This is a genomic window from Flavobacterium supellecticarium, assembly GCF_004801375.1.
Taxonomy (GTDB): Bacteria; Bacteroidota; Bacteroidia; order Flavobacteriales; family Flavobacteriaceae; genus Flavobacterium; species Flavobacterium supellecticarium.
Genome location: NZ_SSNZ01000001.1, coordinates 669,620 through 696,135 on the forward strand (window position 1 = coordinate 669,620; position 26,516 = coordinate 696,135).

General features: G+C 40.7%; 19 protein-coding genes and 1 CRISPR repeat array (1 of these 20 cut by a window edge). Of the genes, 9 read left to right on the forward strand and 10 right to left on the reverse strand.

What is annotated here, in order from left to right; all coding sequences use genetic code 11:
* A CRISPR array of direct repeats spans nucleotides 1–39; the repeat unit is 50 nt (it extends 811 nt beyond the left edge of the window).
* A 184-nt stretch (nucleotides 40–223) separates the two neighbouring features.
* On the reverse strand, nucleotides 224–472 hold the full coding sequence (locus E6C50_RS03170) for a SymE family type I addiction module toxin (RefSeq protein WP_168732731.1): 249 nt from the start codon (nucleotides 470–472) through the stop codon (nucleotides 224–226).
* Between the two features lie 145 nt (nucleotides 473–617).
* On the opposite strand from E6C50_RS03170, the gene E6C50_RS03175 reads away from it, so the two are divergent.
* Entirely contained in the window at nucleotides 618–1,043 is a 426-nt protein-coding gene (locus E6C50_RS03175) for a helix-turn-helix transcriptional regulator (protein WP_136401741.1), read from the forward strand.
* A 60-nt stretch (nucleotides 1,044–1,103) separates the two neighbouring features.
* Here the strand turns inward: E6C50_RS03175 and E6C50_RS03180 are convergent, their stop codons facing one another.
* From E6C50_RS03180 to E6C50_RS03195, 4 genes are all read right to left on the reverse strand, one after another.
* Nucleotides 1,104–1,556, reverse strand: coding sequence for a hypothetical protein (locus tag E6C50_RS03180; RefSeq protein ID WP_136401742.1), 453 nt, complete (start codon nucleotides 1,554–1,556; stop codon nucleotides 1,104–1,106).
* Between the two features lie 779 nt (nucleotides 1,557–2,335).
* A complete protein-coding gene (locus E6C50_RS03185) occupies nucleotides 2,336–4,273 on the reverse strand; it encodes an OmpA family protein (protein WP_136401743.1) in 1,938 nt (645 codons plus the stop codon).
* Nucleotides 4,274–4,284: 11 nt separating this feature from the next.
* Nucleotides 4,285–5,214 (reverse strand): PorP/SprF family type IX secretion system membrane protein, encoded by a 930-nt coding sequence (locus E6C50_RS03190; protein WP_136401744.1) that lies wholly within the window; start codon nucleotides 5,212–5,214, stop codon nucleotides 4,285–4,287.
* Between the two features lie 49 nt (nucleotides 5,215–5,263).
* Nucleotides 5,264–13,066: an Ig-like domain-containing protein gene (locus E6C50_RS03195; protein ID WP_136401745.1), complete on the reverse strand. Its 7,803-nt coding sequence runs from the start codon at nucleotides 13,064–13,066 to the stop codon at nucleotides 5,264–5,266.
* Nucleotides 13,067–13,707: 641 nt separating this feature from the next.
* On the opposite strand from E6C50_RS03195, the gene E6C50_RS03200 reads away from it, so the two are divergent.
* The 8 genes from E6C50_RS03200 (at nucleotide 13,708) to E6C50_RS03235 (ending at nucleotide 22,336) form a co-directional block, all read left to right on the forward strand.
* Nucleotides 13,708–14,466, forward strand: coding sequence for a Rossmann-like and DUF2520 domain-containing protein (locus E6C50_RS03200; RefSeq protein WP_136401746.1), 759 nt, complete (start codon nucleotides 13,708–13,710; stop codon nucleotides 14,464–14,466).
* Nucleotides 14,459–14,986 (forward strand): KdsC family phosphatase, encoded by a 528-nt coding sequence (locus tag E6C50_RS03205; protein WP_136401747.1) that lies wholly within the window; start codon nucleotides 14,459–14,461, stop codon nucleotides 14,984–14,986. Before E6C50_RS03200 ends, E6C50_RS03205 begins: the two co-directional genes overlap by 8 nt.
* 17 nt (nucleotides 14,987–15,003) lie before the next feature.
* Entirely contained in the window at nucleotides 15,004–15,930 is a 927-nt protein-coding gene (locus E6C50_RS03210; RefSeq protein ID WP_317128609.1) for a geranylgeranylglycerol-phosphate geranylgeranyltransferase, read from the forward strand.
* Nucleotides 15,923–16,510 (forward strand): Maf-like protein, encoded by a 588-nt coding sequence (locus tag E6C50_RS03215; RefSeq protein ID WP_136401748.1) that lies wholly within the window; start codon nucleotides 15,923–15,925, stop codon nucleotides 16,508–16,510. Before E6C50_RS03210 ends, E6C50_RS03215 begins: the two co-directional genes overlap by 8 nt.
* Nucleotides 16,511–16,522: 12 nt before the next feature.
* Entirely contained in the window at nucleotides 16,523–17,050 is a 528-nt protein-coding gene (locus tag E6C50_RS03220) for a mechanosensitive ion channel domain-containing protein (protein ID WP_136401749.1), read from the forward strand.
* Nucleotides 17,051–17,201: 151 nt separating this feature from the next.
* Nucleotides 17,202–17,855 (forward strand): hypothetical protein, encoded by a 654-nt coding sequence (locus E6C50_RS18040; protein ID WP_136401750.1) that lies wholly within the window; start codon nucleotides 17,202–17,204, stop codon nucleotides 17,853–17,855.
* Nucleotides 17,856–17,956: 101 nt separating this feature from the next.
* Entirely contained in the window at nucleotides 17,957–20,455 is a 2,499-nt protein-coding gene (locus E6C50_RS03230; protein WP_136401751.1) for a PIG-L family deacetylase, read from the forward strand.
* A gap of 186 nt (nucleotides 20,456–20,641) precedes the next feature.
* The gene (locus tag E6C50_RS03235; RefSeq protein ID WP_136401752.1) at nucleotides 20,642–22,336 is read left to right on the forward strand and encodes a sodium:solute symporter; all 1,695 of its coding nucleotides are present in this window, start codon (nucleotides 20,642–20,644) and stop codon (nucleotides 22,334–22,336) included.
* Nucleotides 22,337–22,429: 93 nt separating this feature from the next.
* Here E6C50_RS03235 and E6C50_RS03240 read toward each other — a convergent pair whose 3' ends face one another.
* The 5 genes from E6C50_RS03240 to E6C50_RS03260 form a co-directional block, all read right to left on the reverse strand.
* Nucleotides 22,430–23,824, reverse strand: a complete 1,395-nt coding sequence (locus tag E6C50_RS03240; protein ID WP_136401753.1) for a hypothetical protein — start codon at nucleotides 23,822–23,824, stop codon at nucleotides 22,430–22,432.
* Nucleotides 23,825–23,941: 117 nt separating this feature from the next.
* Nucleotides 23,942–24,301 carry a hypothetical protein gene (locus tag E6C50_RS03245; protein ID WP_136401754.1) on the reverse strand — a complete coding sequence of 120 codons (360 nt, stop codon included), beginning with the start codon at nucleotides 24,299–24,301 and terminating at the stop codon, nucleotides 23,942–23,944.
* A gap of 19 nt (nucleotides 24,302–24,320) precedes the next feature.
* The gene (locus E6C50_RS03250) at nucleotides 24,321–24,854 is read right to left on the reverse strand and encodes a hypothetical protein (RefSeq protein ID WP_136401755.1); all 534 of its coding nucleotides are present in this window, start codon (nucleotides 24,852–24,854) and stop codon (nucleotides 24,321–24,323) included.
* A 47-nt stretch (nucleotides 24,855–24,901) separates the two neighbouring features.
* Complete coding sequence (locus E6C50_RS03255; protein WP_136401756.1) at nucleotides 24,902–25,789, reverse strand: hypothetical protein; 888 nt, start codon at nucleotides 25,787–25,789, stop codon at nucleotides 24,902–24,904.
* 96 nt (nucleotides 25,790–25,885) lie between these two features.
* Nucleotides 25,886–26,293, reverse strand: a complete 408-nt coding sequence (locus E6C50_RS03260; protein ID WP_136401757.1) for a 5-fold beta-flower protein — start codon at nucleotides 26,291–26,293, stop codon at nucleotides 25,886–25,888.
* Nucleotides 26,294–26,516 lie beyond the last annotated feature (223 nt).

The window sequence follows — 26,516 nt, forward strand, 5'->3', positions numbered from 1 at the left end:
CTTTCAATTTTTTGTAGTTTTATCAAATACAATTCCAACCTCTTTGGAAACCTTGTAAATACACGGGTTTTGATATAAACCACAAAATAAAAAACAATAAAAAATGCCTGATATAAAAAGTATATTAAGGCATTTTTTTATTTCTATTACTCTTTTTCACGATTCAGCACACCTAAACCTGTCAGGTGTTGCTGCGGGTGTGTTGCGAGTGTGCTGGTGTGCTCTATCGTTGCAAATAGGTATTTTTGGTAGTGTCTACCGTTATAATCAGTTTCCGATATTCGCAGCTTATTTTTACTTTCATTGTCGTTTTAAACCCGGCCTCTTGAAGCCATTTTCCGGCCAATCGGATTTCGGGATAATATACATACCGTCCATAGGCACGTGGAAAGGCTTTTCCGTATACCGAAACCAGGCGTACCGGGAATTTTTTTTGTTTGTTGCGGTTGCGGCTTGGTGTTGAATTTTTCATAATCGGGCGTTTTATAAACATAAAGTTCGTCCTGTAAAGTTGACTATTTCAGTACTCCAATAATTATCCTATTCCTTTTTCAGGTTCTGTTATAGAACCATATTTTTACTTATATTTATACCGACAATTTTTAAAAATCAGTAATATGTCACATTTCGATACGCCAGACAAAAAAGTACACCAGGGAAGAAACATCAAACGTTTTCGCGAAATGCTGGGCATCAAACAAGAAGCACTGGCTATAGCCTTAGGCGAAGATTGGAGCCAAAAAAGAGTTTCTTTAATGGAACAACGGGAAACTATCGAAACGAACTTACTAACACAGGTAGCCGAAATATTTAAAATACCGGTAGAAGCTATCGAAAATCTTGACGAAGAACAAGCTGTAAATATAATTGCTAATACATTTGATAATGGTTCAATTGGCTATCAAGGCAACCAGAATTGTACCTTCCATCCTATCGATAAATTAGTTGAGCTTCACGAAGAGAAGATTGCGCTATACGAGCGTATGCTCAAGGAAAAGGATGAAATCATGGCGCGGCTGGAAAAGCTAATTGAAAGTAAATAAACCATAATCGAATTATAAACACCTGACAGGTTTTGGAAACCTGTGAGGTGTTATAACCCTCTAATCTTCGATTTCAAAACGATACTCATCAAGATACCAATCAAAGACATAATAGGTCATCATGCTAGTATGAGAAAACTCGATTAAACAAGGTTCATATGATCTAACAGCATCTATTCCCTTTTTAGGATCGATACATTTACCATTCTCATAATAAAAATTACAGAAATAACGTGCGTTCGGCACATTTGGATCAATTACTTTATACTTTATAAATTCCTGTAATTGTGCTGCTGTTACTGGATTAAATTCACAATTTTCATATATCTCAAAATACATAAACGCTTCATTTATATACAGTATAAATTCTTCGTTGGTAATTACCTCAATTAATTTTCTAATGGTCGTTATTTCATTCTTATTGCTTAAATAGTGTTGAACGGCCTCTGTTACTTCTGGTAGCAAGCTATAGTGTAATTGCGCTAAATCGATCGCTATTTTTCCAATAATCATTGTTTCTGTTTTTAATGTATTATACCAACTACCATGTAGTTTGAACTTCTTCTCTTCTAAAAAAGTCCGGACTTACAATCCATGCCATAAATATATTGCACAATTTGTAAATATATTCACTATTCAAAAACTCTTCCGTTTCTTTATCCGTTATATGAATTCAATCCAATATTTCCGAAAAATTGAAGATGATGAACTTAGAGGAGCTTCTTATGAAGGAGTCCGTGAGATCATAACTACCCAGCTGGAAAATTTGAGATACCAAAACTGGATATAAAGGCAATCATTTAGGAATACATATAAAAAAATCAAACAATTTGGATCACTCTGTCTGATAATTAAAGATAATGCCAAATTTCTGAATTTGATTGAAAACAAACTAAATGAATTAGAAATAGAATATCAACATGGCTTTATTGAATACTATAATAAAAAAGTAGTAATCGTGAGGTTAGCCTATTTGAAAAACCAAATGAGTTTGAATATCAGAAAGAATTTCGTTTTTATGTTTCGAGCGAGTCACCAGAGCCTTTTTATTTTTCAATAGGTAGTTTAGAAAATAGTACAGAATTAGTCAATACTAATGATGTCGTTGATTCTCTCAAAATAATACGAAATAATCGTTGCGTGTAACAGGTAAATATATGGAACAAAAGATAATTATTCAATAAAGTACCTTACTACGAAAAAGGCTCCTCACTTTACAATAAATAAAACCAAAAAAGGAGCTGTCTGAATGAATGAACTGCTCCTTCTTTTTTGGTTTTACTAAGTCCAATTTATTTTTCTACGATAATAAAATCAGAACGACGGTTCACCGCATATTCCACTTCGGTACATTTTACTCCGTTGCGGCATTTGTTTTTTGGTTGGGTTTCGCCATATCCGATCGCGCTTAAAACTCGTTCCGGCTCAATTCCGGATTCGATAATATAGCGTTGTGTCGCTTTGGCACGATTATCTGATAATTTCAGATTATACGAATCACTTCCTCTGGAATCGGTATGCGATTCGATTTTGATTTTTACTTTCGGGAAGGTACGCATTACATAAACCACACGGTCCAATTCGGTTACCGCTTGTGGTGTAATATCCCATTTGTTGTAATCAAAATAAATCGGATTCACATCAATTTTCTCATTTTTACCATCTTTTACAGTAAAATCTTCCAGTTTTGCCAGTTCGAAGTCTACAGAAAGTTTGGCTTCGTTTTTACTATTGGCCACAACCGGCTTGTTCTGATTCGCAAATCCTTCTTTCGAAGCATCGAATTTATAGGTTGCGCTACACGGAATCGTGATCTGGTATTTACCATCTTCACCCGTAGTGGTTTCGGATTTTAAATCGCCAAAGGAATCGTACACTTTTATCGCCGCACCGGCAATAGGTAGTTTTGTTTTGGCACTTACAACCGTTCCGGATACAAACTGGTTGCATTCGGCTTTCGACTTCGTAAAGAAATAAATATCGTCATCGCCTTTACCTCCGTCACGATTGGACGAAAAATAACCATATTTGGTTTCCGGATCAATGATATACGAAAAATCATCCTTATTACTGTTAATCGGTTCACCCAGGTTTTTAGGCTCGTCAAAATTTAACTTACCGGAATGTTTGCTTTCGTACACATCCAATCCACCAAAACCGTAATGTCCGTCGGATGAAAAATACAGGATTCCATTATTGTAATACGGAAACATTTCCCGTCCGATCGTATTGATTTTTGGTCCCAGATTTTGCGGTGTATTAATACTTCCGTCGGCAAAAACTTCGGCTACATAAATATCGGTTTCCCCATATCCGCCCGGCATATCCGACACAAAAAATAACCATTTCCCATCCGGACTTAACGACGGATGTCCAACGCTGTATTCATAACTGTTAAAAAACATTTTTTCGATATTGATCACTTTTCCGTTTTCAATCGTTCCGCGGAAAATCTGGAAGTTGTTTACCCCTTCCTTATCAATCTTCAGTTTGTTTTTATTCTTTTTGGTCGCATTGGTTGTAAAATAGATCGTTTTTAAATCCGGTGAAAACGTTAAGGTCGCATCGTGATAATTGGAATTGATTTCTTCGTAAAAAGGCTTTTCGTTAAACAAAGCACCTGTCGACGCATTTCTATCGGCTACATAAAACGACAGGAAAGGTTGTTCGTTCCAGGAGTATAGTCGTTTGATCAGCTTTCCTCCTTTTTTACTGGACGAATACACCAACTGGTTTCCATAGAAAGTCGATCCGAAATCGGAATAAGACGTATTAATTTCCAACGGTACAATTTTATATAGCGACGGTTTCTGTGCTAAACTGTCATTGTATTTTTGTTGGGCGTTAAAACTAGCAATCATCTCCTGATTTCCTTTTCCTTTCAGGTAATCTTTGGTCGTTTTATTCGCATCTTCATAATCGCGTACGCCACGTAGTGCCTGCGTATAGCGCAACATATAAATATCGTTCAGGTTTTGTCCCTGTACCGTATATAATTTCTTATACCAGGTCAGAGCTTTACGCATATCGTTCAGATAATAGTAGGTATCCCCTACATTCATTAAGGTTTGTATCGACGGATTAGGTTCTTTTTCCAAATATTCTTCGTATGCTTTGGCCGCTTCTAAATAACACATTCCGTGAAACAGTTTATCGGCGTCCTTAAGCTTTTGCTGGGCATAGGAAAAATGGATACAAAATAACAGGCTGAAAAATAGTATTTTCTTCATATACTTCGGTATTAGAAAAATCGTGGTGATTTAATTGCTGATGATTTCGGTGGCAGTTGGAAACGCAGGATGATTTCATGTGTTCCATCGTTGTATTTGTTTAATTTGGTTGTGGAATAATCGAATGCATATCCGATAAAGAAATGATCCAGGAATTGCAATCCGGCCATCGCACTCACCGAGTCGTCCCAACGATAGGAAGCGCCCAACGTTACTTTTTCCTGAATCAGGAAATTTGCCGATAAATCGGCAGCCAACGGTGCTCCCGAAACCGCTTTTAACATTGCGGATGGTTTGAATTTAAGTCCGTCTGTTATATCAAACACATATCCTCCGATAAGATAATAGTGCAGTTTGTCGGCCATTACCGATTCCTGAATATCATCATAATAATCCTGTTTGATGAAATTCGGAACAGAGGCACCCACATACCATTTTTCGCCATACAAGTACAAACCGGCACCGATTAATGGCATGATCTTATTGGAAATATTATTGTTTAACAGCACATCATTACTATCTAAATACCGCCCTTTGGACCAGTCGACATTTAAAACCCTGGCACCGGCTTTTAAACCGAATGCCAATTTGGCTTTATAGCCCAGATTCAAGGTGTATGAAAAGTTTCCGGAAGCGGAAGTCTCCGTAGAGGGTCCGATTTTATCAGCGATTACATTAAGTCCCAAACCGATTTTATCGGATATAGGCGAATGTACACCCAACGTTCCCGTCCTTGGAGCACCATCGATACCCACCCATTGCGAACGGAGTAGCAAATTGGCTTCCAATACTCCGGGCGAACCTGTATATCCGGGATTAATTGTGATGGTATTGTACATGTACTGCGTATACTCCGGATTTTGTTGTGCTTTTGTCTTTTGAGGCAGCAAAAATGCCGCTCCTAAAAAACTTATGGCTATTAGTTTTATATTGATTCTCATATTGCGTCGTGTTTAATTGATAAAAAACTTTGGAAAGGTTATATCATGATTATCTCATGATATAAACCCATCCGGTTTTAACAGTACCTGTATTGTCTCCCGTATCAAAAACATAGTAATATGTCCCTGTAGGTAAAACGGATCCGTCGAACGTTCCGTTGACATTCGAAATTCCTTTCCAGTCGTTTTGGTAATATCTTGTTTTATAAACCAGATTACCGTAACGGTTGAATATTTCTAAGGAGTTATTCGGGAAATGTTCGGCACATTTAATCGTGAATACATCGTTGGCTCCGTCGTTGTTAGGGGTAAATTCATTGTATACCACCAGACATTTCGGTTCTACTGAAGCACTGGCAGTATTGTTGTTCACATCTACATCTACCGGGTCGGAACTCGTTATGGTAGCCGTATTCAAATAGTCGCCTGAGAATAAAACTTTAACAGTAAGTTGTAACGTCGCCACCTGATTGGCATTTAGCGTCGGAATCGTCCAGATTCCGGTATTGTTGTTATAGGTTCCGTGGGAAACTACCATACTCACAAATGCATAGCCATTCGGGATTGCTTCGTTTACAATAATATTCTGGAACTGCGCCTGACCGGTATTGGTAACGGTAATCGTAAAGACTACATTGTCATCAATAAACGGTGTCGGATTGTCTACCGATTTGGTGATGGTAATATCCGAACAATTGGTTACATTCAGATTCATTGCAGCCGAGTTACTGGTGCTACATCCGTTGGCATCGTTGTAGGATACGCTAACAGTATTGGCTCCAATCTGATTCCATAGTACGGTAATTGTATTGTCGGTTGTTGTTCCACCGTTTACAATCTGTCCGCCGCTGCTTACTACCCAAACATAGTTCGACATTCCGGTATTGGTTGTATACGTCACCTGATCCTGAATACAAGCGTTTGGTGAACCGCCTGTGATGGTTGCCTGTGTTCCGTTAAAGAACTGCACCGCAACAGCCAATCGGATGGAACTTTCACAACCGGTAACCGGATCAACCAGTACGCCATAATAGGTTCCTGCCGTTAATGGCGTGTTTGATGCCACTACGGTTCCGCCGGTTGGCGCATTGTACCAGATTACTCCGGTTTCGTTTACCTGAATCGACGCTACCGTTGGATTGGCAGTCTGACAAAAATCCTGAGTTGCATCGTTTGTAGTTGGCGTTGGCGCATCGTTTACCTGAACCGCTACCGCTAAACGTACCGAACTCTCACAGCCCGAACTCGGATCAACCAAAGCCGCATAATAGGTTCCTGTTGTTAATGGCGTAGATGAAGCTACGGCCGTTCCGCCGGTTGGTGCATTATACCAGATTACTCCGGTTTCATTTACCTGAATCGAAGCTACTGTTGGATTGGTCGATTTACAGAAAGCCTGACTGGCGTTGTTTGTAGTTGGTGTTGGTCCATCGTTAACCTGTACTGAAACAGCTAAACGGATCGAACTTTGACATCCGGATATCGGATCAACTAACGATCCGTAATAGGTTGTGCCACTTACTAATGGTGTTGTAGAAGCAACTATAGTACCACCGGTTGGCGCATCGTACCAGATTACTCCGGTTTCGTTTACCTGAATCGAGGCTACTGTTGGATTGGCAGTCTGACAGAAGCCCTGAGTCGTATCATTGGTAGTCGGTGTTAATGCATCGTTTACCTCAACAGTCACCAATAAACGTATAGCGCTTTGGCAACCCGATGTCGGATCCGTTAATACGCCATAATACATTCCGGTTAACAATGGTGTAGTCGCTGCGATTATGTTACCTCCTGTTGGTGCATCATACCAGATCACTCCGGTTTCATTTACCTGAATCGAGGCTATCGTTGGATTTGTTGACTGACAGAAGTTTTGTGTCGCATTATTCGTAGTTGGCGTTGGCGCATCATTTACCTGAACCGCAACGGCCAATCGGATGGAGCTTTCACAACCTGAAGTCGGATCAACCAATACTCCGTAATACGTTCCGGTTACCAAAGGTGTTGTAGACGCTACTATTGTTCCGCCGGTTGGTGCATTGTACCAGATTACTCCGGTTGGATTCACCTGAATTGAGGCTACGGTTGGATTGGTCGACTGACAGAAGTTTTGTGTCACATTATTCGTAGTTGGCGTTGGCGCATCATTTACCTGAACCGCAACGGCCAATCGGATGGAGCTTTCACAACCTGAAGTCGGATCAACCAATACACCATAATACGTTCCGGTTACCAAAGGTGTTGTAGACGCTACTACTGTTCCTCCGGTTGGCGCATTGTACCAGATTACTCCGGTTTCGTTTACCTGAATCGACGCTACGGTTGGATTAGTCGACTGACAGAAGTTTTGTGTCGCATTATTCGTAGTTGGCGTTGGCGCATCATTTACCTGAACCGCAACGGCCAATCGGATGGAGCTTTCACAACCTGAAGTCGGATCAACCAATACACCATAATACGTTCCTGCCGTTAATGGCGTGTTTGATGCCACTACGGTTCCGCCGGTTGGCGCATTGTACCAGATCACTCCGGTTTGATTCACCTGAATCGACGCTACGGTTGGATTCGCAGTCTGACAGAAGTTTTGTGTCGCATTATTCGTGGTTGGCGTCGGCGCATCATTTACCTGAACCGCAACGGCCAATCGGATAGAGCTTTCACAACCTGAAGTCGGATCAACCAATACTCCGTAATAGGTTCCCGTTGTTAATGGCGTAGTCGGTGCTACCACCGTTCCACCGGTTGGCGCATTGTACCAGATCACTCCGGTTTGATTCACCTGAATCGACGCTACGGTTGGATTCGCAGTCTGACAGAAGTTTTGTGTCGCATTATTCGTGGTTGGCGTTGGCGCATCATTTACCTGAACCGCAACGGCCAATCGGATAGAGCTTTCACATCCAGAAGTCGGATCAACCAATACACCATAATAGGTTCCCGTTGTTAATGGCGTAGTCGGTGCTACCACCGTTCCACCGGTTGGCGCATTGTACCAGATTACTCCGGTTTGATTCACCTGAATTGAGGCTATAGTCGGATTAGTCGACTGACAGAAGTTTTGTGTCGCATTATTCGTAGTTGGCGTTGGCGCATCATTTACCTGAACCGCAACGGCCAATCGGATGGAGCTTTCACAGCCAGAAGTCGGATCAACCAATACTCCGTAATAGGTTCCCGTTGTTAATGGCGTAGTCGGTGCTACCACCGTTCCACCGGTTACCGCGTTATACCAGATCACTCCGGTTTGATTCACCTGAATCGACGCTACGGTTGGATTCGCAGTCTGACAGAAGTTTTGTGTCGCATTATTAGTGGTTGGCGTTGGCGCATCATTTACCTGAACGGCAACGGCCAATCGGATGGAGCTTTCACAACCCGAAGTCGGATCAACCAATACACCATAATAGGTTCCCGTTGTTAGTGGTGTCGTTGACGCTACTACCGTTCCTCCGGTTGGCGCATTGTACCAGATTACTCCGGTTTGATTCACCTGAATCGAGGCTACAGTTGGATTTGTCGACTGACAGAAGTTCTGCGTCGCATTATTGGTTGTTGGCGTTGGCGCATCATTTACCTGAACCGCAACAGCCAATCGGATTGAACTTTCGCAATTCGTGGTAGCATTTACCAATACACCATAATAGGTTCCCGTTGTTAATGGCGTAGTGGATGCTACTACCGTTCCTCCGGTTGGCGCGTTATACCAGATTACTCCAGCTTCGTTGACCTGAATTGAGGCTATAGTCGGATTAGTCGACTTACAGAAATTCTGAGTCATATTATTGGTCGTTGGTGTAGCGGTATCATTGATCTGAATTACAACATCCTGTAATGTTCCCGGCAAATTCTGACAGGTTGTATTACTTGTTACCGCTACATAATATGTATACGGACTGTTTGCCGTTGTTAATCCGGTAACGGTTAACGTTCCGTTAGCCGCTATACTATAGGTAACACCACTCACCGTTCCATTGGTAATCGGTTGGGTGCTATCATTTGTAAAATACCAGGTAAATACCGGATTCGTCAACGTACTTGTAGGTTGAATCGTTATCGGAGCCGGATTAACCAGACAGTGTTGTACATCACTTACCGTAATATCAGCAGCAGTCGATGCCGGTAAAATGGTAAAGGTAACCGATCTTCTTTCGGCCGGTAAAGTAGCACAGAATTGATCGGAACTAACGCCTACATAATAGGTATAAGTTCCCGGTATCAATCCAGTTAAGAATAATGTTGCTGTCGATTGTCCGGCAATTAAAGTCTGATTCGTTCCATCAAAACTATACCAGTAATAGATCGGATTGGTTACCGCTGGCGTACTGTTTAGTTGTGCGGTTAAGGTTACAGCGCCCGTAGGACTACATAAAATTGTATTCGTTCCGGAATTGATCTGTATTCCGGTTAAAGATGCTTGTGGAGAAGTTGCACGAACTGTTATTGTGATTTGTGTTCTTTCCATCACTTCACATCCGCTTCGTACCGGTTGCAGGTAGAAATTATGACTACCAACCGTAAGACTATATGGAATGGTATAGGACGTTCCGCTAGTTACCAGATTACCTCCGGTTGGCGCATCATACCAGTTAAAAGTCGTACAGTCGATAGGGGCAATTTTCACCTCATCGCCATAACATACTTCGATAATACGATCACCACCACTATCCACAACGTCAATCGCTGCTTCACGGGTAACGGAGTGAATTTGTAATGCATTTAAAACACTGGCCACGCCTCCGAATCGAATACGAACACGGTCAAAGGTTGGCGATTGTGCATTGGTGACCAAAACGGCTTCCGTTCCGCCATTTAATAATTGCAAGGTTAACAAGGTTCCGTTACCATCTAATAGTGGTCCTACCGGATTGTTCCCCATATAACGCTGGATGCTAAAACCAGCTATAAGTCCAAGATTAAGTATGGTTCCCGGTCTGGATAAGCGCACTTTGACAACATCACTTGACTGAGACGGTGATCGGAATTTTACCGTTAGTTCCGATGCTGCCAATACGCCTACACCAGTAGTCATGGTGGCAAAAGTAGCATCGTTATTATCCACCGCGTTCCACGGATTGGTTACGCCAACCGTACTGGTTAAGGCTCCGATTCCTAAGTCGATATTACCGTAAAATACGTCTTCCACATCACCCGGTATACAAACTACCGGATTGGCTACTTTATGATAATAGGCCTCATAAATACGGGCACTTTGTGCCACACTTAATACCGATCCGATTTGGATTCGAATACCATCATAGGCTTTCGGTCCTGTAGTATTGGACGGTACAAAGGTGTATTCGAAGTTATTTTCACCCGGTAACAGATTGAGTACCGTTCCGGATAATTGTTGTAAGGTTCCGATGTCAATCGGGTTCCCCAAACCATCTCTTTTGGTTCCAATAACCGATACCGCTCCCAGTAAAGCCAATCCGCTAAATTCGCTTCCTACTTTAACAGTAACCGGTGTTCCGGCCGGAATGGTCGTATTCCACTGTATATTTTGCCAGGTTGTACCGATTCCCAATAATCCCAAACCAGTTGTAATGGTCGAGAAAGTCTGAGGATTATGATCAATCGCTAATGCGCCATTCATAACTCCTCCGGTAAGGATCGATCCGGAAGTTTGTGTATCGGCATATACACGATCTAAAAACACCGGACAGTTAGCCGGGTCAATTACGTTTACCGTTACAGAAAGGTTTACCGAACACAGTCCGTTATTGGCAACCGCTGTAAAGGTATAATAACCCGCTGTTGTAAACGGTCCGGCTACGTTTGACGGTAAAGCCGTTCCACTTTGGTTGTACCAGGTTACCGTGGCATTGGACGTCGCTTGTAAGGTTACCGAATCGCCCAGGTTAACCGTATAGGTCGCCGGGTTTACCTGTAAGGTTGGAAGCGGATTAACCGTTACCACTACCGGTTTACGGGCAGAAGCACAAGCATTGGCCGGATTAAAAGCCTCGATATAATAGGTCCCACTCGATGTAATATCGCCCGCAACCGCAGCGGTGATTGGGTTGTTACTACTATCATAGAAGGTATAGGTTGTCGCTCCTGACGTATCAAAATTGGTGATCGCATCTCGCAAGTTGACAAAACCACAACCGGAAATGGAAGCCAATACCGTTAGTGGTGTTTCCGATCCAAGACCTACCGCTACAGCCGCCAGTGTATTGACTGCGTTTTCACACAGTCCGGCGACTTCTATCGAGATATAATAATTTCTCGGTGTATTCGACGCATTAAGACCACTGATGGTCAGCGCGCCGGTTGTCGCATCTTTAATATAGGTAATCCCCGCGTGTCCGGAGAATCCGGTGGTAATTTCCTGTGTTTTTAACTGATCGGTATAATATTTAAAAACACCTCCCGTTAAACCCGTCGTCGGTGCTAAAACCGCTACTCCGGTACAGGATGCGTTTACAGTGGCATTAATGGTGACATTCGCAGCGGTTGGCAAGGTATGTACCGTGAGTTGTATCGGAACCCTTTCCGAAAGTCCGGTACATCCAATTTGACGGGTGGCTACATAATAGGTCGCACTAGCCGTTACATTGTTCAGAACATACGGAACATTATAGGCCGTTACGGCTAACGGAGTTGTCCCCATTAAACTATTAAACCATACCAGCTCGTTTGTCGAAGCCGTCGAAGCGGTTAGATTTACCGTTTGACCGCTACAGGCCGTAATCGCCTGATTTCCGGCGGTTACTGTTGGCTTGGCTGGCGAACGATAGACATCGAATATTTTTACTGTTTTGGTCGCGTTTAATTGTACCAAAGAAGAAATCGTTACTTTAACCCGGTCGAACGATTGCCCCGGACTAAACGCAACATCCGTTTTGGCTCCGGAACTGAGCAATCCCAATAAATCGAGGTTGAGTAAAGAGCCCAAACCGGTCGAATAAACGACCGATGTTCCCCGTAAGGCTTCGATCTTAATACCGTCGGATACCCCGAGATTGAGCAACGACGGATCATCGAGTTGTAGAACCAGGTGAAACTGATCGGTAGCCGCAGATGGTGTCGAAAAATATATCGTCTGACTAATGGTTCCCGCCACGGTCAATACGCCCTGACTTACCTGAGAAAAAGTAGTATTACTATTATCGATCGCGAAATTCGGATTGGTAACTCCGGCACCACCCACTCCTAATATATCTACCGTACCACCGGTACCATCATAGGAAGTCGCAAAAGGCGGATTACAAACATCACTTCCCGAAAAATGAAAGGCACTGTAAACCCGTAAGGTATTTAGTGTCCCTAATAATAAGGTATTCGTAAGATCTTCTATTTCGATGCTATTATACGCTACACTCGGCGTAATCGCGATGTAATAATTACCGTTAACATCGTATACAAGCCGGGCGTTTTCGTTTGCAAAACCATTAATCGACGAAGCTGTAAAAACAGGCGTTGCATTACCCGTTTCTTTTGCCCGGACTTCAAAATAATGATTGCCAAGTGCAAGTGTTCCTGTAAGATTTGCCAACGCACCTCCTAATCCACCTCCAAGAAGTGTATTTAAAAGTGTGGCATCGGTTTGAATTCTTACATAAGATGTGGTTCCTGCCGGGACAGTAGTCGGGAATCCCAGCTCTATCCTACCGGTGTACGAGCCCAAATTAATGGCTATACCACCGTAGGATTCCAGTGTAGCGTAATCGGTTGTACTAACCGATACCGCATTGCCCGGTGCAGCAACATGGCTGTTGTTACCAAGCAGTTGATTGGCATACACATAACTTACCTGTGCATGGGAATCAACGTGAACGAAAAAGAAAAATGCCAAAAAGAGCAGATGGAGCCTTTTAAAACATTTTTTCAAGGTAAAATTCCAATTCATAAGCAATAGTTTTAAATTAGGTTGTGCAACTATATAAAGAACTATCTGACAACTCACAGGAGCTGCCGGAAAGTGATTAATCTTTCATTTATACTGTCTTGTTAAGTGTTAAATAGCTACTTATTCAAACAAAATGGCGATTACTTATAATTTTGGGATTTTGGTTTTTTAGTACCGGATCAAAGGATTCTCTTTCTAAAAACATTAAATATGTCATTTTCCGCTTTAAAATAATCCGGAACAAATGAAATCAACACAGTCAATAAATGTAACTTTTTAACACTATTAAAATAAAATTCTAAAAACATAAATAACATATATTGTGAACTTTTCTTCATTTCCATAAAAGTATTACACATTTTGAGAATACACAAGAAAAAAATAAACTTATATACCCAATACTAAATAAACTCCTACATATTTCGGTAAATACCTGTAAAAGAATACTGTATATTTTAAAATTATCGGCTAATTCCTTACAAAAATCACCCAAAAGTCAATAGTTATAATATTCACATATTGTGAACATCTTACAAAAAAGATTTAAAAATGCGAAAATTAAACAAAATGAGATATTGTTATATTTTTAAGAATACTACTTCCTCTCACACGAAACGAACAATTTTTATTATTTTAGCCCTATGATTAAAGTGTCTATTATTGGTTCGGGCAATGTAGCCCAACATCTGATTACGGCTTTTCTGAAAAGTGAAGCGATAACACTGGTTCAGGTGTTTGCCCGGAATAGCCAATCGGTATCGCATTTGGTACCGGAAAATCGTATCACTTCCGATAGCTCCAGGCTTAAAGCAGCCGATGTTTATATAATTGCCGTATCCGATGATGCTATCCCGGAAGTTTCGAAACAACTCAATTTTACCAATAAATTAGTAGTCCATACTTCGGGTAGTTCCGGAATGGATGTTTTGGATCCAAAAAACAGAAAAGGAGTTTTTTATCCGTTGCAGACTTTTTCAAAAGACAAAGCGGTCAATTTTACCGAAATCCCATTATGTCTGGAAGCTGAAAGTGAGGATGATTATGCGTTTTTAGAAATCATCGCTACAGCACTTTCGGATAAAGTTTTCCGAATTAATTCTGCACAACGTCAAAGTTTGCATGTCGCTGCCGTATTTTCGTGTAATTTTGTAAACTATCTCTACCAAATCGGAGACGAAATTTGTCATGAAAACAACATCCCTTTCGAAATCCTTTTTCCACTGATCCGGGAAACAGCCAATAAGATCAAAGACCTTTCACCAAAAGTGGCACAAACCGGCCCGGCTATCCGTAGGGATCAGAAAACAATCGAAAGGCATCTGACCTTTTTACAGGATAATCCCGAACGAATTAAATTATACCAACTACTAACAGAATCCATACAGAAAAATAATGTCTAAGAGTTACAAAGAATTAATGAACGACATCACTACTTTTATTTTTGATGTCGATGGTGTTTTAACCGATGGTACCATACACGTAACCCAAACCGGAGAAATGCTCCGCCATATGAATATCCGCGACGGCTATGCAATGAAAGCTGCCGTTGAAAATGGTTATACCGTTTGTATTATTTCCGGCGGAAGCAACGAAGGAGTACGAATTCGCCTTCGCAATCTGGGAATAACCGATATCTATCTGGGTGTACCGGATAAAGTAGAAACCTTTGATGAGTTTACCGATATCTATAAAATCAATCCTGAAAATGTCCTCTATATGGGCGACGATATTCCGGATTACCATGTGATGAAATTAGTCGGATTACCAACATGTCCGCAGGATGCCGCACCGGAAATCAAAGAAATCAGTCGTTATATTTCGCATAAAAACGGAGGAAAAGGCGCTGTTCGCGATGTAATCGAACAAGTCATGAAAGTTCAGGGGAAATGGATGGAACATTTTGATGCGCAATACGACTAAAATTTAAGTTCTTTTATATGATGCACTTTTTAAAGTTAATCCGCTATCAAAACCTGCTAATGATCGCGCTGATGCAGTTGTTATTTCATTATGCCTTTTTAAAACAACAACCCGGACTGGTATTAGCCTTATCCGATTTTCAGTATATCCTGCTGGTAATGGCGACACTTTGCATCGCTGCAGGAGGCTTTGTGATCAATAATATTATGGATCAGGACACGGATCGTATTTCCAAACCCGAAAATGTGGTGGTTGGCAAATCTATTTCCGAAAGTATGGCCTATAATATCTATATCGGTTGCAATATTGTGGGTGTTACAATCGGATTTTACCTGTCGAACCTGATTGGAAAAGCCGGTTTTTCGGCCTTATTTATCGTAATCGCAGCGACTTTATATCTATACGCTACCAGTTTAAAACAAAGCCTGCTTATCGGAAATATTATCGTGGCACTATTACTTTCGGTTAGCGTCATTATAGTCGGAATATTCGATTTATTCCCGATGATCAACGACACAAACCAGGCGCAATTAAGCATTTTATTCCGAATCCTTTTGGATTATGCCGTATTTGCATTTATGATCAACTTTATACGGGAAATCGTTAAGGATATCGAAGATATGGATGGCGATTATAATTCCGGCATGAATACCTTACCTATTGCTATCGGAAAAGCACGTGCAACCAAAGTAGCGTTTGCATTGGCGTTTATCCCTATTGTGAGTTTGCTCTATTATATCAATCAGAATCTAATGGGCTTACAATTTGTTTTGCTGTACCTGTTGGCTTTTGTAATAGGTCCACTACTCTATTTCCTGATCAAAATATGGAGCGCCAAAACAAAAATGGAATTCCGCCATCTGAGTATGGTTTTAAAACTGGTTTTATTGTTCGGAATCCTTTCCATACTTGTGATCACACTAAACATGCACTATCATGGTTAATACACTTTTTAAAAACTACAATATTATCCTGGCGTCCGGTTCTCCCCGACGCCAGAATTTCTTTAAAGAATTGGATCTGGATTTTGAAATCCGTTTAAAAGAGGTCGAAGAAATCTATCCGGATACGTTAAAAGCCGAGGAAATTACCGACTATCTGGCCCAATTAAAAGCAAATGCCTTTACCGGCGAACTGGCCGATAACGATATTCTGGTAACTAGCGATACCATTGTATGGCACGAAGGCAAAGCGTTAGGAAAACCCAAAGATTATAACGATGCCTTTGAAACACTGCGGTCACTTTCGGGAAAAACCCATGAGGTGATCACCTCTGTTTGTCTTACAAGTACGACAAAACGGGTAACCTTTCATGAGTTTACCAAAGTCACTTTTAATCCGTTGCCGGACAATTATATCAAGTATTATCTGGATCATTATTCGCCTTTTGACAAAGCGGGTTCCTACGGTATACAGGAATGGATCGGACTCGTGGCTATTGCCCGTATCGAAGGTTCGTATAACAATGTTGTAGGGCTTCCTGTAGATAAAGTCTTTCAACATTTGCTTATCTTTGTAGCATAAAGCCTTTCGATTATGATAAGTAATGAGTACACCGCCCAGATTATCAGTTCAATAATTGCGTTACTGTTTTTTGCCATTGTCCGCTATCTGGCGACCAAGATTGTAAAGCGTTTCACACTGCTTTCGCATACTATGGAACGCCGCAGCAATTTGGTGATCAAATATATCAGTATCCTGATCGGAGCTTTAAGTGTGCTTTCGCTTACCGTAATCTGGGGCGTTAAAGCCGACGATATCCTTTTGGTTATTTCGTCTATGTTTGCCGTGATCGGTGTAGCCATGTTTGCACAATGGTCGATCCTGAGTAACGTCACGGCTGGAATTATCCTGTTTTTTTCGTTTCCGTTTAAAATCGGCGATATCATTAAAATCCATGATAAAGATTTCCCAATCGAAGCCGAAATCGAAGATATTACCACTTTCCATGCGTTACTAAAAACAAAAGATGGCGAGCGAATTACCTATCCGAATAATCTTTTACTCCAAAAAGCCATTTCGATTATCACCCATCAATCCGAAGAAAAAGAATTTATGGATTAATTTTAATAAATTATAAATAACTAAAAATCAGTTAATTGCGATTTATTTTTATTTTTTTATTGGCTTCATAACACCCTGAATTATTTTTGGCACAATACTTGGTTTTAGTTAAACAACCCAAATAAATTGTTTAATTAAAAATTCGATTATCATGAAAGCTATACAAATATTGGTGTTGGGAATGTTGCTGTCCATGTCAAGTATGAACGCACAGGTTTCCGTAAATGTAAACATTGGAACACCTCCCGCCTGGGGTCCTGTAGGATATACCGATATCCGCTATTATTATCTGCCGGATATTGAAATGTATTACGATATAAACACAGCGATGTTTATCTATTTCAGCAACGGCGGATGGGTGCGCACCGCTTATTTACCAAGACGTTACAGACACTATGATCTGTATGGCGCTTACAAAGTATGCTTACATGATTATGGACCAAATCCTTATATCTATTACAAATCACACAAGATAAAATACTATAGAGGCTATCGCGGTCCGGCTCAGGTAACCTATCAGCCAAGACCACGAGGAGGTGTTGAATACCGTGACGTACGGGTAGTACAACCGGTTGTACGCGATAACGATTATCGCGAACGACGTGAAGAACGACGTTATAACGATTACCGAATGGACTACCGAACTGCCGATAACAATCAGGGTAATGGTAAAAGCTTTGAAAGAGCCGAAAACCGTAATAATGGCAGAGGCTACGAAAGAGGCAATGATCACGGAAACGGAAAAGGTAACGACCACGGCGGACGTGGCGGTGAAAATGGAAATGGCAGAGGCGGCCGACGCTAATGATCCTTATAAATTCAAAGGCAAAGACAATTTTAACGTCTTTGCCTTTATTTATAACAGTTAGGTACACTATATTTGGAAAGCCAACCTTAAAATTGATCATGACAAAAAAACTACCCTATTATTGTATACTATTACTACTATTATTTCAACATTCTTTTGCCCAACAACCTAAAAAACCAACCGCATCTGAAATTTACAACCAGATTGAAAAATTAAATTTTTTAGGTTCGGCGCTTTATATTGCGGCGCACCCGGACGATGAAAATACCCGGTTGATTTCGTTTCTTGCCAATAATACCAAAGCCCGTACGGGCTATCTTTCGTTAACCCGCGGTGATGGCGGTCAGAATCTAATTGGAACCGAACTCCGCGAACTTCTCGGTGTTATCCGTACGCAGGAGCTAATTGAAGCCCGAAAAACCGATGGTGGTGAACAGTTTTTTTCCCGTGCCAACGATTTTGGTTATTCGAAAGTGCCTACCGAAACGCTTGAAATCTGGGACAAAGAAAAAGTAATGAGCGATATGGCCTGGATTATCCGAAACTTCCAGCCGGATATCATTATTAACCGTTTTGATCATCGCTCACCGGGAACCACACACGGACATCATACATCGTCGGCTATGCTTTCGCAGGAATTATTTACACTGGCCAACGATCCGAAGTTTGAACCGTCGCAATTACAATTTGTAAAACCATGGCAACCGAAACGTTTGTTTTTTAACGTTTCCTGGTGGTTTTTTGGAGGAAGAGATAAATTTGAAAAAGCCGATAAATCTAAATATATCAACCTGAGAACTGGTGTCTACTTCCCTTCTCTTGGGAAATCCAATCAGGAAATCGCCGCGTTAAGTCGTAGCAAACACCAATCCCAGGGATTTGGTTCGACCGGAGTACGCGGTGAAGATATGGAATACCTGGAACTGATTAAAGGCGACGGAATAACCGATCAGCAAAATCTTTTTGAAGGTATCGATACCTCCTGGAAACGGGTTAAAGGCGGTGCGCCAATTGGTGAAACAATCGATTTTATTCTAAAATGTTTTGATTTTAAAAATCCCTCCGCATCTGTTTTTGATCTGACAAAAGTATACCGCCAGATCGAACAACTGGAAGACAGTCACTGGAAAAAAATAAAGCTGGAAGAAGTTAAAAACATCATTGCCAACTGCGCCGGATTGTATCTTGAAGCCGTTGCTGAAGAACAATCGGTTACACCCGGAAGCAATCTCAAAGTAAAATGGGAAGCCATTAACCGCAGTCCGGTCGAAATGAAATTACTGGCGTTACAGCTTATTCCTCAAAACGAAACACTGGAACAGAGTTATCCGTTAAAAAATAATCTTTTCGAAAGCGAAACCATCACGGTAAAAGTACCGAAAGACGTTCCGTATACGTCGCCTTACTGGTTAAACGAAAAAGGAACTACCGGAATGTATACTGTAAATGATCAGCAAAAAATAGGCTATCCGGACATTATCCGAAACCTGAAAATCACTTTTTCTATTTTGGTCGAAGGCATACAAATTCCATTTACCCGCGAAATCATCTATAAATACAATGATCCGGTAAAAGGAGAAGTCTACCGTCCATTGGACGTAGTACCAAAGGTAACGACCGAAATCCTGAATAAAGTTCAGTTATTTAAAGACAAGAAAAAACAATCGGTTGCAATAAAAGTAAAAGCCGGCAAAGACGATTGCAGCGGAACGATACAATTGGAATTACCTGCCGGTTGGGTAGTGACTCCGGAATATATGCCGTTCCAGCTTCATAAAAAAGGAAGTGAAAAAACCGTGACTTTTGAAGTAACGCCTCCTAATTATGCTACGGAAGCCACCGCCAAAGCCATTGCGATGATAGAAGGAGAACGTTTTGATCATCAACAAATCATTATCGATTATCCACATATTGCCTTACAACAGGTATTGCTACCGGCTGAAGCAAAATTTACCCGTGCCGATGTGGAAACCAAAGGAAAGAATATCGCTTATATTATGGGTGCCGGCGATCAGGTGCCACAAAGTTTACAACAAATGGGTTATACCGTTACGTTGTTAAAACCGGAAAAAATCACCAGTAGTCTATTGGAAAAATTTGATGCCGTGGTGGTTGGAATCCGTGCCTATAATGTTGTGGAAGCGCTACAGTTTAAACAACCGCTTTTATTTGAATATGTGCAGAATGGCGGTACCATGATCGTACAATACAATACCACCGGTAATTTGATCACTCAGGATATCGCACCGTATCCGTTGGAAATATCATCCGACCGGGTTACAGAAGAAAACGCGACCGTTACATTTTTGGATCCTAAAAACAAAGTACTGAATTATCCGAATACCATTACGCAAAACGATTTTAAAGGTTGGGTTCAGGAACAGGGTTTGTATTATCCGGACAAATGGAATAGCGAATTTACGCCTATCTTACAATCCAACGACAAAGGCGAAACGCCTAAAAAGGGTGCCTTATTGGTTGCCAAATACGGTAAAGGCTATTATATCTACACCGGATTGAGCTTTTTCCGCGAGTTGCCCGAAGGCGTTTCCGGCGCTTTTCGACTGATGGCCAATTTAATTGCCGTCGGAAAATAGATTTTTAAAACGTTACTAATCAAAAAACGAAGACCGGTTTTTTGTATTTTCGAAAACCGGTTTTAAAAACATAACCCCATGATAGACAAACCCACTTCCTGGAGAAAAAGCTATACGCTGGTATTGATCCTAAATGCGTTCTATATACTATTGTTCTATTTTTTAATGCAAATGTACGTTTAAGCCATGCAGAGTATCGACTGGATCGTATTATCGGTTACCTTATTATTTATTGTGATCTATGGTTCGTTAAAAACCAAAGGGAGCAAAAACGTCGAAGAATTTATTCTCGGCAATAACGAAACCCCCTGGTGGACCGTAGGTTTGTCGGTTATGGCTACTCAGGCCAGTGCCATCACATTCCTGTCCACTCCGGGTCAGGCGTATCACGACGGAATGGGATTTGTCCAGTTTTATTTCGGACTACCTATTGCCATGGTGGTGATTTGTATCACGTTTATTCCGATCTATCATCGTTTAAAAGTGTTTACAGCCTACGAATTTCTGGAACAGCGGTTTGATGTTAAAACCCGTTCACTGGCGGCATTATTATTCCTTTTTCAAAGAGGATTGGGAACCGGACTTACCATTTATGCTCCGGCGATTATCCTTTCTTCGCTATTGGGATGGAATCTGACGCTGATGAATATCATCATCGGATTACTGATCATTATTTATACCTTTTCCGGCGGTACCAAAGCCGTGAATGTGACACAAAAGCAGCAGATGTTTGTGATCATGAGCGGAATGTTTATTACATTTTTCCTGATTTTAAGCTATCTGCCGGATGAACTTAGTTTTAGTAATGCCTTAGGTATTGCCGGAGCCAATGGCAAAATGAATATTGTGGATTTTTCGTTTGATCCGGAAACCCGTTATACGTTTTGGAGTGGTATTACCGGTGGTTTTTTCCTGGCACTCTCCTATTTTGGAACCGATCAGTCGCAGGTAGGACGTTATTTAACCGGAAAATCAATCAAAGAAAGTCAGATGGGACTTATTATGAATGGGCTTCTAAAAGTACCAATGCAGTTTTTTATATTACTGATCGGTGTTATGGTTTTTGTATTCTTCCAGTTTCATTCGGCTCCTTTGCATTTTAATCCGAACAATATCAAAACGGTCAAACATTCGCCATATAAAGCGGAGTACCAAAAACTGGAAAAACAACTGGATCAGGTTCAGGAGGAAAAAAAGGAAATCAGTATGCTCTATGTAGGACAATTACAACAGGATTTTGACAATCCTATTTTACAGCAAAAAATGGTTTCGCTATCCAGTAAAGAAAAAGACCTGCGCGAAGAGGCCAAAGACCTAATCACAAAAGCTGATCCGAAAACGGAAACCAACGATAAAGATTATGTTTTTATTCACTTTATTCTGAATTACCTGCCTAAGGGATTAATCGGACTTTTACTGGCGGTGATCCTTTCGGCTGCGATGTCTTCGTCGGCTTCCGGACTAAATGCTTTGGCATCGACCACGACCATCGATATTTACAAACGAAATCTGAAAACCGAAAAAGACGAAAAGCACTATGTAAATGCTACGCAGTTTTTTATTCTTCTATGGGGGTTGATTGCCATTCTTTTTGCCTGTGTGGGAACCTTGTTTGAAAACCTGATTCAATTGGTGAATATTGTTGGTTCAATTTTCTACGGAACCGTACTGGGTATTTTCCTTATCGCTTTTTATATCCAATATATTAAAGCCAAAGCGGTATTCTGGGGCGCCACTTTTAGTCAGTTGCTTATTTTTTATATCTATTATCTGGATGTGGTGAGTTTCTTATGGCTCAATATCATCGGAGCCGTATTAACCATTGTATTTGCTTCGTCGATCGAAACCTATTTACGTATGACACAAAAAGAAACCGCATAATCCTTTTTTATGGAATACGAAAAAGCCGCTCTAAAAACCAGAGCGGCTTTTTTATTGGTTTGCAATTACTTATTACTTAGAATAAGATTCCAATTACGAGCACTGGAATACCTGTGAGATCAGTTGGTGTTTTTCCGAATAAAACAGGTACAATGTACCAAACATATTGCTATGATCCAGCTGTGCTACAAATTCCATTTTTTTTCCATCAGGGTCACGTGGCGTTTCATTGCTTTGTACCCAATTCGGTTTGCCAAGTCGTAGTTTTCCTTCGGTCTCGTTTTCCTTAATTTTTACTTCCTGTACAACGCGCTCAATGGCGTTTTCGGTTGTAGTATATACAAAATTAAACAGCACAGGGTTCGTATAACCTGGGGTCATAACCCTGTCGGAAATTCGTTGCTGTTCAAAATCATCACACCATAAATAGCTTTGTGTTCGTATCATCATGATAACCTGTTGTAAGGTATAATGTCCTGAAAGCATAAAATGACCTGTACCAAACCTATTTTCGCTGGTTACCTGTATCTCATTCCCCAGATGTTCAATGGTATGTTTGTTTCCCCATTGTTCTATGATGACTTTTTTCTCCGTCTTTTCGAGGTAATTTAAAGACCAGTTGTCGTTTTTCTCAGAACAACTAAAGGTATATTCAATGGTATCGGGCAACTCGTCTTTCCAATTGACTTTGACAGGTATCTCTCTCTGATTTTCGATTTCGCAGGTATATTTAAGTAAGCCCGAATTCATATCATAGAAATGATTAAAGGCATGCAGGTGTATTAATTCTCCCTGAGCGGCAAGACGATTTTCTTTTTCCTTACCAATAATATACCGTCCTCCGATGGTAACATTCCAGTCGGTTTCACTTTCCTTAAATACGGCCGAAAAAGGTAGTCTTGTGTAAACATATCCTGATTCTTTATCAACTACCGGAAGATGATGTGGGGCCAATTCCTTGGATGCCGTAAACCCTTTACGGGTCTTTTTGTATACTATTTTTTCGGTTATTGTGATATCGCGTGCCGGTTGGTTCGTGGTAGTCTTGTCTAAAAAGCCATCGGAATCATAATCGTAGGTAAATATTTCCGAGTCCAGCCATTCCCCGTTGCCCAAAAAATATTGGATCGTCTTGGTAACCGGCATCGGCACTCCGTTAATGGTCACATAACTATAGGCAATACGCCTGTTGGGATCAAGTGAAAACGATCCGGAGTGTTGCAACAAACCATCTTTACTATAGCGGTCTACCCGCTTATAATCCAGCTCTTCGACTTTGTCGGCCGTGGTTTGCAGGTACTCGCGCTTTACATCCGATTTATCATATTCTTCCAGTTTTCGCAGCTTAAGCGGAGTAAGTAGCTTGTATTTGCCCTCTTCCAGTTTAAAGTCGATACGATCTACATCTACATTCTGGAGCATAAAGGTAAAGGGTAGCCCTTCCCATTTTTCATCAACTACTCCGCCGTCCAGTTTTACTATGGGCATTAATTTTTTTTTGAATTCCTTAGCCTCTATAAGACAGTCTTGAAGCTTAGGAAAACCTTCTATTTTCGATTTCTTTTTGGAGTGAGAAAGGTTAAGTTTTTTTTTCATTTATGTATTTTATTCTATTACTAGCCTTACACGTGTAACGCCTTCTTCGTCGTTATATTCCTGATTGTATACTCTTTTACCAATAATAGCCGCAGTCGCCGCTTTAATGTCTTCCAATTCGCCGCTCAATTCGATTGTAACGTTACGGGAAGTAGCAAAGTTTTCTTCATCTTCAAAATCAGAAATGTATAAATAAAATTTATCTAATATATCTTCCAACGGATATTGTGAGTCTTCCTCTTCTTCCAGCTCGTAGCGAAGTCCGAAAAGATGCTCCTCGTCCGGTCCCTGGTAAATGTTGTCAGCTACCATGCTATAATTGGACGTATCGTTGAATTTATCAAAATGGGCGAATTGTATGTTTTTCATATTGCTTTACCGTTTTATTTTATTCTTCCGAAAACATCCAGTTACCGATGGTATCATAATGCGTTTCGTCCCTATTTTGTGAGGAATAGACCGGGGTACTAAAAGTGTCTCCTGATTTAAAATGTTGCAGGTGTTCCGGTTTAAAAACCTTTATGGCTACTACGCCACCCGGATGGTCGGATTCCACATTTGTAAAATCGAGCGTATCATCGCTATTCATGGAAATCGCATTACTCCAGCGGTCGTAATCCCAATCGTCAAACGGAAAATTGTTAAGGCTTAACAGTTTGATATTGGCTATAAAATCAAGACTGTAGTTGGTGATCCAGCGTTCATCAAGGTAGTTGTCTACGCTTATTTCTTCTGCCAACGGACAGTTCGCCACCTGATTATAGTCGTCGTCATATTTATATACGTTATCAGGACTGCACAACAAACGCAACGCAAATTCTTCGTCGGCAAAACAGCCAAAACTGTCATCTGCTAAAAAAACGGCTACGGTTAGGGTATCTTCTTCAACCGATTGAACTCTTATGTGATAATTGGCACTCATATTTTTTTTCATTAAAAATGCTGTCCGCTAAAAGGACAGCATTTTGATTATTTTATTAGTAAACGTAAACGTTCTTTAAGGGGTTCCGGAAGCCCTTCCCTATGCTCTTCCTGAGTATATTCATGCCCTTTTTTCTTATAACTCAAAGCAATTACCGAATCAATATCGGTGTGCTTACAGTTTTTAAGTACGGTTGCAAGATCACTGTAATCCTGATCTTTAACCATTTTTTTTAGTTTCGGATATACCGTTTTCTTATCTGAAAAACGCAATTTTTTGGAACGACATGATACCGAGAAAAACGTAGCTAGTGCATACTCCATATAAATAACAAAGTCGCACTCGTGTGGCGTGTCATACGAAGCACTGTGATCGTCGCCAAAAGCAATTGTAGGATTACCGTTTTCAAGTATTATACAGGCGTCATGGTAATAATTATACCCGTCTATATAATGCAGTAATCCTCCGTCACTTTGTACCGACTCACCCAGATCGGTTTCCTGTGGTTCGCCATATAAATAAAAACCTTGTTGGGTGGCCAGACATTCAGCCGAAAGGATCGAAATCCAACCTTCTTTATAATCGTCTTCGTCTTTGGCTATAGGAATTTCTCCGTCGGAATCCTCTTCGATTTCGGCTTCCGGGAAAATAACCGAATGCCATGAAATATGAAGACCATTACTGCGTTTGTAAAATTCTCGTATAAACGGATTAAAAACAAAAGGTTCGTCCGGTGCCTGAGCGTCATAATCTTCGCTGTTTTCCAACTGCCTTTCATAGACTTGTGTTTCGGCATCGACCAATTCTTCCTCCGTAGCCCCGGGATATTTAATAACGTTAACCTGACTTACCAGATCGTGGTTTCGCAATTCTTCAATGGCTTTGTCCAGTCGGCTAAAATAGCTTTCTGCCCATTCCTGTGCTTTTTTATTCATTTTTTTGTTGGGTCGCTTTTTTGGGGATATCCGTTTTTTAATTAAATTCAAGTAATAGCTAATTCCGCGTCTTTCACCAAAATGTAAAGCCAAAACTTAGTACTTAAAGAAAAAGAATACTACCGCAGCCCATTCTTTTTTTACCCCTTTTGCATAGCCTAAAGTATTGTGGCTACTGCCTTCTACCGTACCATCACTTTTAACATAACCGATGGTACCGTGACTTTTATTTTCTACCGTACCGTCACTTTTTACATATCCTACAGTACCGTGACTTCCGTTTTCGATAGTACCATCACTCTTAATATAACCTATAGTACCGTGACTTTTGTTTTCTATAGTTCCGTCATTTTTTATATAACCTATAGTGCCACCGCTACTGTTTTCAATTGTTCCGTTACTACTAATCTTTGCTATCGTACCGCCACTTCTTGATTCGATAGTTTGCGCCTGTGCAATAGTACCGCATAATGCTAAAGCGGCTATAAATACTAATTTTTTCATAATGATATTGTTTAATTTTTGTTGGTTTATTAATAAAAGCTCCCAAATATAAAATAAAAAATAATCACAACGTCGAGAAATTATCAAACGTAGCTTTTTAACACAAAAGCGTAGCTAAATTGCATTTATTCGTTTTTTTTCGGAGTAGCTATTTGCTTGTATAGATGCGCTTTTGCTCTCAAAAACACACTATATTACCATTCACTTCCAGACTATTTTGCAA